Genomic DNA, 13,624 nt, shown 5'->3' on the forward strand with positions numbered 1-13,624 from the left:
CGTTATTTTCCTTTTACTGTGTTGCTAAGGGCTTAGTGACCAGACATCATGTTTTCAACGTATTCAGGCTTATCGTGTACCCCAAATTTATCCACTATGGTCGCGCTGGCTTCGTTAAGGCCAATCAACTCAACCTCAGCGCCCTCGCGGCGGAATTTAATCACTACCTTATCGAGGGCCGATACCGCAGTAATATCCCAAAAATGCGCTTGAGATAAGTCGATAGTTACCTTATCAACCACTTCCCTAAAATCAAATGAATTACTGAACTTATCTGCCGAGGCAAAAAAGACTTGCCCAATAACTTGATAATGGCGACCTGCGTCGGCAGCAGCCGTTACACTCTTAACCACCATAAAACGGCCCACTTTATTAGCAAAGAACAGGGACGCGAGTAATACCCCCACAAATACTCCCATAGCTAAGTTATGGGTAGCGACCACCACAGCAACGGTCGCCACCATCACAAGGTTGGTTGATATTGGATGATGCTTAAGATTACGAATTGAATCCCAAGAGAAAGTACCGATAGACACCATGATCATCACGGCAACCAGTGCCGCCATAGGGATGAGCTTTAACCATTCGCCGAGGAATACAATCAATATGAGTAGAAATACCCCCGCTGAAAAGGTCGATAACCGTCCGCGACCACCCGATTTAACATTGATTATTGACTGACCAATCATAGCGCAACCGGCCATACCGCCCATTAAGCCCGCGCCAATATTGGCAATACCTTGGCCCTTACACTCGCGGTTTTTATCGCTTTGGGTATCGGTTAAATCATCGACTATGGTGGCGGTCATCATAGATTCTAGCAAACCCACCACGGCAAGGCCGGCCGAGTATGGGAAGATGATCATCAGAGTTTCAAGGGTCAATGGCACTTCAGGCCAGAGGAAAATAGGTAAAGTATCAGGCAGTTGTCCCATGTCGCCGACAGTACGAATATCTAACCCCATATAAACCGCAAAAAGCGTTAATCCGACAATACACACGAGAGGCGAAGGTACAGATTTACCGATCACAGGGATAAGTGGGAATAAATAGATAATACCAAGGCCTGCAATCGTCATCGCATACACATGCCAAGTAACATTAGTCAGCTCGGGCAACTGGGCCATAAAGATCAGAATCGCCAGTGCATTCACAAAGCCCGTCACCACAGAACGGGAGACGAAACGCATCAAGCTTCCTAGCTTTAAGTAACCCGCGGCAATTTGCAGCACACCAGTTAATAGGGTCGCCGCGAGTAAATACTCGAGGCCGTGTTCTTTCACTAAGGTCACCATCAACAACGCCATAGCACCCGTTGCGGCAGAGATCATACCAGGACGGCCACCTGTAAACGCGATGACCACTGCGATACAGAATGAAGCATACAGGCCGACTTTAGGATCGACGCCTGCAATAATAGAAAATGCAATCGCCTCAGGGACTAACGCCAGTGCAACCGCAATACCGGCTAACAGATCTCCGCGTATGTTGGAGAACCACTCTTTTTTCATGGTTTGTATCATGTCACTCACTCTGATTGAAATTTAATCATATCTTCCAATAGCTAATATCAACACTTGACTCAAATGTCAGCGCATAGCCAATGAGGTACTTATGCGTCAAGGTGACGAAATGCAATTGGGATTATGGGGTACAGCAAAACAACTACCGAGTCGGTAGCGACTAAGGACGGATCTTAACGATCCAAAAAGGAAGGATTAAACTAATGCGGCTTAATGCTCATCACCGAAAAATAACCTCACTTATATGAGCCAACTCAAATTTGACTGCATTAAAAATAGTAGTGCTATTGGGAATAGCGACATAATGACGTGTATAAAACAGGCCGGAGTATAGAGAGTTGTTTGCTCAAAATCAAAAAACTTCAGTTAACATCAGAGTGATTAAAATACCCACCATACTTTGGCGGGCATTGAATAAAAAAACTGCAACAACTCAGGGATAGCTTAGGTAAGTATTAAGCACCATCTGATATCGCTTTATGCCGAGGCAGTTTGATTGAGATAAGCGCCGCTAACGCAATAAATGCCGCCGATATCCACAGACAAGCCGCCATGCCATACACTTGATACACCCAGCCAGACAACACAGTCCCGATCAAACGCCCCATAGCATTAGCCATGTAGTAAAAACCCACATCTAACGATACGCCATCTTCATCCGCATAACTGACGATAAGATAACTGTGTAATGAAGAGTTGATCGCGAATAAGGCGCCAAACAGCATCAATCCCCAAATCAGTATATTCGCGGCATGGAAGTCATAACTTATCGCCAGCGCAATGCATGCCGGCACTATGCTCAATATCGCCGCCCAACCTAAGGCGCTACGTCCATCGGGAACCTTGTTTTTGCCCGCCGACTTTGTCCCCGTCAAGCGAGGTGCGAAGCCTTGCACTATGCCGTAGCCTATCACCCAGAGTGCGAGAAAACCGCCGACATACCAATGATCCCAACCAAAGGTTGAGGCCAAATAAACGGGTAAAGCCACCACAAACCACACATCCCGCGCACCAAACAAAAACATGCGTGCGGCAGAAAGCGTGTTTACCGCCGGACTCTTAGAGAAAATTTCCGTGAACTTAGGTTTGTTTTTGGCTTTACCTAAATCGCGCTGCAAACTTAACAGACTAAAAATCCACACCAGCAATAGGCCAATCGCCATGCCTAACACGGCCTGCTGGAATCCAAACAGGGTCAGTAAGGCGCCGCCCAAGAAGAACCCCGCGCCCTTTAGGGCATTTTTGGAGCCAGTGAGCATAGCAACCCACTTATACAGCTCACCCTGAGCATCATTGGGCACCAACAATTTGATACTGCTTTTAGCGCTCATCTTATTGAGATCTTTAGCGATACCCGACAAGGCCTGCGCCGCCATCACCCAAGCAACCGTCAGCATACCGCTAGGCACAAGCAGCATGCTAAGGGCAACAATCTGCATAAATAGGCCCACATTCATGGTCTTATTTAAGCCTAAACGCGCCCCGAGCCAGCCGCCGACTAAGTTCGTTACCACCCCAAAGATTTCATAGAAGAGGAATAGCATGGCAATTTGCAGCGGGCTATAACCTAAGCCATGAAAATGGAGCACCACTAACATACGTAATGCACCATCGGTAAGCGTGAATGCCCAATAGTTGCCTGTGACCACCAAATACTGGCGGATCTCGGGTGATATGTTAGACAAGAACCCTGTCAGCTTACCCATACCCATAAAGCTTATGCCTTATCCATCAGACCGACCATGCGGGCCAGTTCGACGGTGCGATTGGCATAGCCCCACTCGTTGTCATACCAAGCGTAGAGTTTGACCTGAGTGCCATTGATAATCATGGTCGATAGCGCATCGATAATGCTCGAACGCGGATCGGTTTTATAATCGACCGAGACTAATGGACGTTCCTCATAACCTAAAATGCCTTTTAGCGGTCCGTCTGCCGCTTCTTTTAACAGGCGATTGACCTCAGCTTCGGTCGTTTTGCGACTCACCTCGAACACGCAATCGGTTAATGAGGCATTCGCAAGCGGCACCCGCACGGCATGGCCGTTGAGCTTACCTTTGAGTTCAGGGAAAATATGGGTAATGGCTGTCGCCGAGCCCGTCGTTGTGGGGATTAAGCTTAAACCACAGGCCCGCGCACGGCGGAGATCTTTATGCGGTGCATCTAAAATAGTTTGAGTGTTGGTAATATCGTGAATAGTCGTCATGGAACCATGCACTATGCCGAGGTTTTCGTGGATCACTTTAACGATTGGCGCCAAACAGTTAGTAGTACAGGAGGCCGCAGTCACAATCGGATGAATAGCTTTGTCATAGAGTTGATGATTCACTCCCATGACAACGTTTAACACGCCCTCTTCTTTAACTGGCGCAGTGACCACAACGCGTTTAACGCCTTGATCTAAATAAGCTTGCAGCACTGCTTTGGTTTTCATTTTACCCGAGGCTTCAATCACCACATCGCAGGCGGACCAATCGGTTTCCCCGATGGTTTTATTGCGAGTACAGCGAATACGCTTGCCATCGATAATGATGTCATCAGCATCGGCATTGGCTTCGTACTGCCAGCGACCATGCACAGAATCGAATGTCAGCAAATGGGCTAAGGTCGCCGCATCCCCTGCAGGATCATTAATCTGCACAAACTCAACCTCATCCCAGCTCCAAGCGGCGCGCAGTGCTAAACGTCCCATACGGCCAAAGCCATTTATCCCGATTTTGATTGTCATACCTGCATCCTTCACACTCAGTTTTATATTAGGTGTTTTATATTATTTGTTTAAGATTAAAGCGTTATCTGTTCGATATGGCCGCGTTGATGCCCTTCTCGTTGGCAATGGCGGTAATAATCTCAGCGGTTTTAGTGCATTTAGCGCATCCACTACCTAATACTTTGATGTTTAACATTTTTATAATTCTCACAGAATGGGACCTATAGCGTTAAAGATCCAACCGATTAAGGTGAATGAAATCAATAAAATAGAAAAAACGATGGCCAGCAAACGCCATTGCATCACCTGCTTGAGCAAAATGAACTCGGGAAAACTGGCGGCAACCGTAGACATACAAAATGCCAATGTCGTCCCTACGGGCAAGCCATTAGTGATAAGGCTCTCCATGATAGGGATAACCCCTGTGGCATTGGAATACAGAGGAATACCAATCAATACCGCCACAGGAACCGACCACCATTGACCATCGCCTAAGTGGGCTTCGATCCAACCGTCAGGCACAAATCCATGGAGTGCGGCGCCAAGCCCAACCCCAATAATGACCCATTTCCACACTCGGCCAAAAATCTCTAGGGTCTCGCCTTTCGCAAATTCATGTCGCTCGGTTAACGTCATGGATATTGATGTCATACCCTCGTTATTATCGTGACTTGCTTGCGCCTTACCTTGTTCGAGTGCTTTGGCGGCAAAGGACTGCAGCCAACGCTCAGCGCGAATCGTGTCCAAAAATGCCCCCGCCAACATACCCACTGACATGCCGACTAGCACGTATATCACAGTAAACTTCCAGCCCAGCAGACTCACAAGCAACAGAACGGCGACTTCATTAATTAACGGCGAAGTGATCAGAAATGCCATAGTGATCCCAACGGGGATCCCCGCGGAAGTGAAACCTAAAAAAACAGGAATGCTCGAACATGAGCAGAATGGGGTAACAGCGCCAAAACCCGATCCCATAAAGTAACCGACAAAACGATTTTTACCCGCCAAGTAATCCCGAACACGCTCAACATTGAGCGAAGCCCGCATCAAAGCGATGCCATAAATCATCAGCAACAGGAGCGCAAAAATCTTAGTGGTATCTTCAATAAAAAAATGGATGGCGTCGGCGAGCTTAGTATTGGGCTCTAAACCCATCAAATCAAAAGTTAACCAGCCCGCTAAATCTGAAAATATTTGCAGCATTGTTACGCCACCTTAATATTAAGCAAAACTTTAGACACGTAAACATATGAAAAAACGTATATTTGAGGTTAAATTTTTGCTGCTAGTCTTCTAGCAGCAAGCTTTAGCACGGTCAGGACGCCCGCCCATCTTGCACAAATTACGCATATTTTCTTCAAGGAATACAGTGTTTTGGTTGGTAACTTCACTCAGCACTAACTGACTCCATTTGGGTAAGTCATTATTGATACGATAGAAAATCCATTGCCCCTGACGGCGATCAACTAATAAACCGCATTTACGTAATTGGGCCAAATGTCGCGAAATCTTAGGCTGGGTCTCTTGCAATGCCTCGGTCAATTCACAGACACAGAGCTCCCCCTCTTGCTGTATCAACATCATGCAACGCAAGCGGGTTTCATCGGCTAAACATTTAAAAAACTGGGTTGGATTAATCATTGATGCCCTTAGACTGAACTAGTACAAACATTTTGATCCTTTTGTTAACTTTCCTAAAGGCTCATTCAAACAGCAAGCTGTGAGCGGTAAGGAACAACACTCGTTTTTCATGGCTATGGATCTTTTGGAAAGACCTTGTACAATATATACGAATTTTCATATATGTAAATATCCGTATATAAGATCACCTTAAGTTTTACGCATTAGTCAAAATGGTGTTTGAGTATAGTGTTCAACACTAAGATATATAAGAAAATTCACATGTAAAAAATCATTCAAACCCACCGACAATATCGTTAGGTGAGGGCATTATTTTATGGTTACGGGTAGACAATCTCTACTCTTTGAGGAGCTTGTATGTGGTTAGCAGGGGCAATTTTTGTTCTCACCATAGTGTTAGTAATTTGGCAACCTAAGGGGTTAGGCATAGGTTGGAGTGCTACCTTGGGCGCCGTATTGGCCCTACTACTGGGTGTGGTGCACTTAGGGGATATTCCTGTGGTATGGAATATTGTCTGGAATGCGACCGCCACCTTTATTGCCGTGATCATCATCAGTTTATTATTGGATGAGTCGGGATTTTTCGAATGGGCCGCGCTGCATGTGGCCCGTTGGGGCAAAGGTCGTGGGCGTTTACTCTTTACTTACATAGTGTTACTCGGCGCGACTGTTGCCGCCTTATTCGCCAATGATGGCGCGGCGCTGATCCTCACCCCCATAGTGATTGCTATGTTACTGGCTCTTGGCTTTAGCGCCGGAGCGACCTTAGCCTTTGTGATGGCGGCGGGTTTTATTGCCGATACCGCGAGTTTGCCGTTAATTGTCTCTAACTTAGTGAATATCGTTTCCGCGGACTTCTTCAACATAGGCTTTAACGAATATGCCGCTGTGATGGTGCCTGTCGATATTGCCGCTATTATCGCCACCTTAGTCATGCTGCATCTGTTTTTCCGCAAAGATATTCCCACGACCTACGACTTGCAAAAACTGCGCGAGCCTAAGGCCGCCATTCGCGACCCTCAAACCTTTAAAACCGGTTGGGGCGTATTAGTCTTACTCTTGGTGGGCTTTTTTGGCTTAGAACCCCTCGGTGTGCCCGTGAGTTTAGTCGCTGCCGTGGGTGCCCTGATCCTGTTTATTGTCGCGAAAAAAGGCCATGCCATAGATACCACTAAGGTACTGCGCGGCGCGCCATGGCAGATAGTGATCTTTTCACTCGGCATGTATTTGGTTGTTTATGGTCTTCGCAACGCAGGCTTAACCGATTACCTATCAAGCGTATTAAATAGTTTGGCTGAACAAGGGCTTTGGGCTGCCACTATGGGCACAGGCTTCTTGGTCGCCTTTTTATCGTCCATCATGAACAACATGCCAACGGTGTTAATTGGCGCCCTGTCGATAGACGGTAGCAATGCAACTGGCGTGATTAAAGAGGCCATGATTTACGCTAACGTGATTGGTAGCGATTTAGGTCCTAAAATCACCCCCATCGGCAGTTTAGCAACCCTGCTATGGCTGCATGTACTGGCGCAGAAAAATATTAATATTACCTGGGGTTATTATTTCCGCGTCGGCATTGTGATGACGCTACCGGTGCTATTTGTCACCCTAGCGGCACTGACGCTGCGCCTCTCCTTCTAATCTTCGTCCATGGGCACTAGAGCATCTGTTTAGTGCCTATGGATAAATTTATAAGCGATTATTTATCAGAGACATGTTATGACTAATATGATTGATGACAGCATTAAGATTTACCACAATCCAGCCTGTGGCACATCGCGCAACACTTTAGCATTGATCCGTAATAGTGGAGTCGAACCCCAAATCATCCACTACTTAGAAACGCCGCCCTCCCGCGATGAATTACTTAAGTTAATTAATGAGATGAAAATCTCTGTGCGTTCATTGTTACGCAACAATGTTGAACCATTTGAACGACTAGGACTTTCTGAAGACACATTTACTGATGAAGAACTGGTTAACTTTATGCTGACTTATCCCATTTTAATTAACCGTCCTATCGTCGTTACGCCGCGAGGCACAAAACTCTGTCGCCCGTCTGAGACAGTGCTTGATATTTTGACCAAAGCACAACAAGGCCCTTTCACCAAAGAAGATGGCGAAATCATCATTAATGAACAGGGACAAAGAGTTCGCACATGAAACCACTAAACCACGATATGCCAGCACTCAAACAAGAATTAATGGTTAATAACATGGATATGGACTGTTTTAATCTAACTCCTCTAACCCATCCGCCTAGAATACTGATGCTTTATGGCTCAGTACGAGAACGCTCCTATAGCCGACTGACGACGGAAGAAGCCGCTCGACTATTAACACACATGGGCGCAGAGGTGCGTATTTTTAACCCTTCTGGACTTCCACTTCCTGATGATGCGCCTGACAGTCATCCCAAAGTCATGGAACTAAGAGAAATGGTACGTTGGTGCGAAGGTATGGTGTGGTGTTCACCAGAACGCCACGGTGCGATGACCAGTATTATGAAAGCCCAAATCGATTGGATCCCTTTGGCTGAAGGTGCTGTCCGGCCTTCACAAGGTAAGACATTAGCAATAATGCAGGTGAGTGGTGGTTCACAGTCCTTCAACACACTAAACCAAATGCGTATATTGGGACGATGGATGCGCATGTTCACCATACCCAACCAGTCTTCAATCGCAAAAGCTTGGTTAGAGTTTGACGAGGCAGGCCGAATGAAACCTTCGCCTTACTACGATCGCGTAGTTGATGTTATGGAGGAATTGATGAAATTCACTTTACTCCTGAGGGGCAATGTTGATTTCCTCACGAACCGATATAGCGAACGCAAAGAAAGCGCTTCAGAGCTATCAACCCGAGTAAATCAAAAAGAAATATAGATTAAACACTAAAAGTATTCACCCACCTTCTGGATTGATGAAGACGCCATGTACAGGATAAAGTATCTGCGAGGTGGTACGCTGAGGATGCGAAATGATAACGCTCAGGTGGGAGAGACTTACACCATGATAAAGGCTCTGAACAAGCTTATAGTGCTATTTATGCCTGAAACCCAGCATATCGTCCAATATTTAAACAGCCATAAAAGTTCTGCTCACTGAATCTGCTTAGGAAACAATGAGTTGACTGAGTTTAATGCAAGGCTGAGCCCGTGTAGTGTCGTTATCCACATAAACGGGCAACATAAGCAGGTGATGAACACAATTTTGAGCTAGCTTGATAACAACACTAGTCGTGTCCCCAAGGTTTGGGCGGTAATGCTACTGGCTGGGTAAGATCAAAATCGACTTTGAAATCGCGGTTTTCGCGCGTGAGTTGATAACTAAACGTTGTTGGCGTAATTTCCATGTGCCACACATTGGTAATCGACTGAGTGAGTCCATTCTTGACGAAGTTATCGATAGATTCCCTATCAATGGGAAATGACTGTTTCTGTACTGTCCCATCATTCATAGTGTCGCCGCCATACATGGTCACAGCATCTTCACTTCCATCCTGATGGCGATGGTCGTGCTTCAACTTAAGCCCTTGCTGGGTTTTAGTCAGCACCCAAGTACGCGAGTGGTTATCACCCACATGGAACGGGATCTTGAGCTCAGTGTCGCTACATTCACGCATGTGCATAATTAACGACTTGCCGCTAAAGGCCGAATCAGCCGTGTCACCCGATACCACTTTTCCCGCAAAGGCTTGGCCACAATGGGCCGCAATTTGTGCGAAAAAAGTATTCTGCGTCTTGGTGGATAGCGACTCAACTTGAGCGGCGATGGATGGCAAAGCGATAAAAGACAAACTGATAAGCCCAAGGCTCGGTAGGGTAATGTTGGGATTCATTATGTTCTCCACTTTTTTAGATGGAAAACACCCTAACACTAGGAAATAAATTCAAACTGAATTTCACCTAGTGTTAGTGATGATAAACCAAAGTGATTACCAGCCGATATAAGTACGCGAACGATTACCCAGACGCTTTTTGATAAAGCGAGCCGTCATAATACTGCCTACCATCATGAAAATGAAAATCCCAGCGGAAAAGAGCACGCTAGTCACAGCAGAACCTGGTGGGAAGCGGAAACGCATTACGGTTGCAGCCGTGTTAAATAGCATATCGAAGAGTGGATGAATAAAGAAAATGGCAAAACTCATCTCAGCGACTTCGACTAACCAAGGCAAACGACTTCGTCCCGACAACCATTCACAGAAATTCAGTACTAATACACATAAACAAAGTTTCTGAATAAACTGCCAATCGATACCGTTGTACTCAAATGGTGCCTTATGATAGTTACCAATATGCTGCACTATGTAAGTTTGTTCGACTAAGCTCACCACTAAAAAAATCATCGCTAGTGCTGTGAAAATAGAGCCAAAGCGCGTCACAATATGTTCATCTTGCGAATATAAAATACCAATTAAGTAGAAAGGTACAAAATACACGACTGAGTGAATGAAATTGACGTTACCTATAGGTCTATGCAATAGGATTGCTACCACACAACTCAGTACAAATAGCGTCCAACGCATCTGCTGTGAGCAACGGATAAACCACAAAAATATCGGCGAAAATAAAAACACCGCCATGATGAATGGAATATACCAATGCGGATACAGGATATAACCGTTACGTATTGTGTAAAAAATACTCAGCAAGAGTTTATCGAGCGACTGGTGCTCCATAAAAATCCAGCGTAAACACAAACAGAACAAACCGATCAGAGAGACGACTAAAAAAGGATAAAGTACGTTCTGTACTTTGTTCTTCATGAACTTGCTGTAGTCGAAATCCTTATAAAAAATACGATGGAAAAAGTATCCCGAGATAAACACGAACAAGGCCGTGCCACCGCGTAATAGGTTTTCCAATAACAGCGGGAAACCTTCTCCAGAGTTGTAAATACTGTGGCCAAGCACGATAAAGATAATCGCAATGCCACGCATGTAGGTAAATTCGAGCTGATTTTTTCTCATTATTAATTCATCGCACAGTAGAGGGTTCTTCCATCAACAACACTCGCAGAAACCCTAATAGTTCCATGGACTTCCGCTTCGTTGAATACCAGATACTGACCCTCACGCTGAAAGGGGAATGCTAAAGGTAACAGAGTTGCCGCCTCAATGCCCTCACAAAAATTTTGTACTGGAACATCGAGTAATGGACTGCCACTCACTGACAAGTTACTAAATTGCGCGCTCATCCCTAAATAAGCTTGAGTCATTTCCTCTTGATAGGGCACCACATAAAAGCCAGAACGTACGTCACCCACATCAATAAAACTGCTACTATCGCTCACGCTCGGCATAACCAATAACGGCACTTTTGGATCCTGCACATTCAACAACAACTGAGACAGTTTTGCTTGAGTGGCAGGGTAATACGCTAGCATCTCCTGCAGCTGTTTCTTTTGTTTAGTGTCTTTCTTGTCTAGCGGGGATACTGGCTTTACGCGGTTCAGTAGTAAATCCACAGGCAACATACCCGACATGACCGACTCTTTCCACACATAAGGGTCTTGAGTGCTATCCAACAATATGCCCGCCAGAGCGCCAATATTTGCCGCCTCAGCCGTCCAACCAACCCACATCTTCTGCTGTTGATAATAGTCATACACATATTTTGTCAGTATTTGCTGATAACCAAGTAAAGTTTGATTTTGACTCAATACACGCGCACCAGCGGCCAATTCCACGTACTTAGCGCTGCCTTCAACAAGATCATTGATGTAACCGACTCGATCTTCATTCGGCGCAATTTGGCGCCATTGCTGCAACCAATAGGCTGCATAGCTAAGATGTAATGACTGTTGCTCGGGTTGTGCCAGCGCCGCCATTAAGGCATCAAATAACTGTAAACGATAATAGCGAGCATCGAAGTTGAGCGGAAAGACCTCGCCCTCATAACGCTTACCGTCTTCCAATACTCGCCATTCGGATTGGGCATAAAAATGGAAGGCTTCATGCAAGCCATTGCTCGCCCAGATTAAAAAAGCTAAATCCGTTGGCTTAGTGTCGCGAGTAAATTGGATGTTCGGCACTTCGAGCTGGATCAATACACCTGGCTGGCCATTATATTGCGGAAAGCCGAAACTCACCGATAGACCAGAGTGCAGATTGACCGACTCTAACACACTGTTATCTTGGATTATTTCGCCACCAGGCTGTCGAAGCCAGACATTACCACCATAACTAAAGAGGTGTACTTTATCTTCAAGGCGAAAACCAGGCCACAAAGCTTCGCTCTGGCGACTATTCTGTGCCATAAAATCGAGGTAAAGACGGGCGAGTTGTTCCGGAGAGACCTCATCGGCAAACGCGGGGGTAGCGGCAGAGACACCTAAAAGCCATAGGATCACTACCATAATATTTTTCATTTATCTGCCTAAACAAACACAAGGGGTTTACAAAACAGCGCTAGCATATAGCGCAATCAAGCAATAGTGAAACATTTGCAAAAAAATATTTTTACCCCAGAAAATCTCAGTCAAAACCAAATCAACGACTCCTAATGAAATCATATTTTTAGCACAATTTTGCATCACTTAGGCGATTGCGCTCGCAATAGGTTTAAGTCTTAGGTTCGCTCGGCTTATCTCCAAACCACAGTGTGAGTTTATCCGCTGCAAGGGATTTCACTTCATCATCGATATATAAGGTCACCATAGTCAGGGCCGCGGCAAGGGCACCTAAATCATCGGTAAAGCCAACTAAAGGAGTCAGATCGGGAATCGCATCTAAAGGCAAAATAAAATACGCTAACGCGCCGTAGATGACTGACTTAGCCCACTTAGGCGTATTGGGTTGTTGCGCTGCATAATAAAGCCATAGTGCCCGCTCGATGACCTCTCTACCTGCTTGACGGCTAAAGAGTTTGATCTTGTTCCAAAATCCGCTGTCAGTAAATTGCTCATCCGCCATCATATTTCTCCAGTACCCTAAAGTTGTTTGGGTATACACCCATGCCACTTCACAGTGTACGACGATAAGCCGCGGGGGTCAGGCCAAATTGTTGCTTAAAACGTAAGGAAAACTTTTCCGCAGATTGATAACCACAGGCCAAAGCCACTTGTAATACAGGCTCACTCGAATTCTGCAACATGGCTAAACCATGACAAAGCCGCACTTCTACCAGTAACTGCCTAAAACTGGTGTCTTCTAAGGCCAATTTACGCCTAAGGCTTGCCGTGCTCATGTGTAACTTGTCGGCAATATCCTCCTGCTGCCATGACGCCGAAGGACTCACACTCATCAAGGCCAAGGCCGCTTGAGTCACGCTGCGTTGGGTGTGTCCATACAACCAGTTCACACTGCGTTTATCCGGCAAACTTAACAGTAACGCGGCCAAATAATGCAGTTGAACAGGATCGGCCAGAGACAAGGTCAAACTCTGTAATAACGCATTCCAAGCTAAGTCCACAGCGCGGGATACGTTTTGGACTGGCATAGGGTCACGCCAATCGGTTGCACTTGATAAAATACCTTGGGGTAAATCGTAGGGGAGTAATAACTGCACCGCCCGATAACGCCCAAGAAAAGGTCGATTAACAAAGCTAATATGCGAACCAGCAGGAATTAACAGTAACTGCCCTTGGCCTACTGAAACAGATTCATCTTGCCAGAGCAGAGACTTTTCACCATAGATAACCCGAATAATCGACGGCTGATGTACAGGGACTTGAGATAAAGATTGCGCCTGCTTCGAATCATATTCAAACATACGGATCATGACACCAGCCTAATTATCAATGGA

General features: G+C 45.8%; 14 protein-coding genes and 1 pseudogene. 4 read left to right on the forward strand and 11 right to left on the reverse strand.

From position 1 onward, the window contains the following. Window positions 1–32 precede the first annotated feature (32 nt). From L5M17_RS11775 to L5M17_RS11800, 6 genes are all read right to left on the reverse strand, one after another. On the reverse strand, window positions 33–1,523 hold the full coding sequence (locus tag L5M17_RS11775) for a SulP family inorganic anion transporter (protein ID WP_263147597.1): 1,491 nt from the start codon (window positions 1,521–1,523) through the stop codon (window positions 33–35). A 455-nt stretch (window positions 1,524–1,978) separates the two neighbouring features. After that, window positions 1,979–3,229, reverse strand: a complete 1,251-nt coding sequence (arsJ, locus tag L5M17_RS11780) for an organoarsenical effux MFS transporter ArsJ (RefSeq protein ID WP_113941469.1) — start codon at window positions 3,227–3,229, stop codon at window positions 1,979–1,981. Between the two features lie 11 nt (window positions 3,230–3,240). Continuing rightward, a complete protein-coding gene (locus L5M17_RS11785; protein WP_263147600.1) occupies window positions 3,241–4,251 on the reverse strand; it encodes an ArsJ-associated glyceraldehyde-3-phosphate dehydrogenase in 1,011 nt (336 codons plus the stop codon). 64 nt (window positions 4,252–4,315) lie between these two features. Then, on the reverse strand, window positions 4,316–4,429 hold the full coding sequence (locus L5M17_RS11790; RefSeq protein ID WP_173248055.1) for a thioredoxin family protein: 114 nt from the start codon (window positions 4,427–4,429) through the stop codon (window positions 4,316–4,318). Window positions 4,430–4,440: 11 nt separating this feature from the next. Continuing rightward, entirely contained in the window at window positions 4,441–5,439 is a 999-nt protein-coding gene (locus tag L5M17_RS11795; RefSeq protein ID WP_263147603.1) for a permease, read from the reverse strand. A gap of 90 nt (window positions 5,440–5,529) precedes the next feature. Further along, window positions 5,530–5,877 carry a metalloregulator ArsR/SmtB family transcription factor gene (locus tag L5M17_RS11800; protein WP_263147605.1) on the reverse strand — a complete coding sequence of 116 codons (348 nt, stop codon included), beginning with the start codon at window positions 5,875–5,877 and terminating at the stop codon, window positions 5,530–5,532. A gap of 357 nt (window positions 5,878–6,234) precedes the next feature. On the opposite strand from L5M17_RS11800, the gene L5M17_RS11805 reads away from it, so the two are divergent. The 4 genes and pseudogenes from L5M17_RS11805 to L5M17_RS11820 form a co-directional block, all read left to right on the forward strand. Beyond that, window positions 6,235–7,518 carry an arsenic transporter gene (locus L5M17_RS11805; protein WP_263147607.1) on the forward strand — a complete coding sequence of 428 codons (1,284 nt, stop codon included), beginning with the start codon at window positions 6,235–6,237 and terminating at the stop codon, window positions 7,516–7,518. Window positions 7,519–7,605: 87 nt separating this feature from the next. Continuing rightward, entirely contained in the window at window positions 7,606–8,040 is a 435-nt protein-coding gene (gene arsC / locus L5M17_RS11810; RefSeq protein WP_198573266.1) for a glutaredoxin-dependent arsenate reductase, read from the forward strand. Between the two features lie 17 nt (window positions 8,041–8,057). Next, window positions 8,058–8,759: an arsenical resistance protein ArsH gene (arsH, locus tag L5M17_RS11815; protein ID WP_105253012.1), complete on the forward strand. Its 702-nt coding sequence runs from the start codon at window positions 8,058–8,060 to the stop codon at window positions 8,757–8,759. Window positions 8,760–8,792: 33 nt separating this feature from the next. Beyond that, a pseudogene (locus L5M17_RS11820) lies at window positions 8,793–8,981 on the forward strand (hypothetical protein); the annotation flags it as partial. A 127-nt stretch (window positions 8,982–9,108) separates the two neighbouring features. On the opposite strand, the gene L5M17_RS11825 reads toward L5M17_RS11820, so the two are convergent. The 5 genes from L5M17_RS11825 to L5M17_RS11845 all read right to left on the reverse strand — a co-directional run bounded on the left by L5M17_RS11825 (window position 9,109) and on the right by L5M17_RS11845 (window position 13,600). Then, window positions 9,109–9,714, reverse strand: coding sequence for a hypothetical protein (locus L5M17_RS11825; RefSeq protein WP_263147609.1), 606 nt, complete (start codon window positions 9,712–9,714; stop codon window positions 9,109–9,111). A gap of 96 nt (window positions 9,715–9,810) precedes the next feature. Further along, window positions 9,811–10,848, reverse strand: a complete 1,038-nt coding sequence (locus L5M17_RS11830) for an acyltransferase family protein (RefSeq protein WP_263147612.1) — start codon at window positions 10,846–10,848, stop codon at window positions 9,811–9,813. 2 nt (window positions 10,849–10,850) lie between these two features. Then, window positions 10,851–12,248: a hypothetical protein gene (locus L5M17_RS11835; RefSeq protein WP_263147615.1), complete on the reverse strand. Its 1,398-nt coding sequence runs from the start codon at window positions 12,246–12,248 to the stop codon at window positions 10,851–10,853. Window positions 12,249–12,441: 193 nt separating this feature from the next. Continuing rightward, window positions 12,442–12,792, reverse strand: a complete 351-nt coding sequence (locus L5M17_RS11840) for a YkvA family protein (protein WP_263147694.1) — start codon at window positions 12,790–12,792, stop codon at window positions 12,442–12,444. A gap of 49 nt (window positions 12,793–12,841) precedes the next feature. Further along, complete coding sequence (locus L5M17_RS11845; RefSeq protein WP_263147618.1) at window positions 12,842–13,600, reverse strand: helix-turn-helix transcriptional regulator; 759 nt, start codon at window positions 13,598–13,600, stop codon at window positions 12,842–12,844. Between the last annotated feature and the right edge of the window lie 24 nt (window positions 13,601–13,624).

The sequence above is a fragment of the Shewanella sp. SW24 genome, from assembly GCF_025653395.1.
GTDB lineage: Bacteria > Pseudomonadota > Gammaproteobacteria > Enterobacterales > Shewanellaceae > Shewanella > Shewanella oncorhynchi.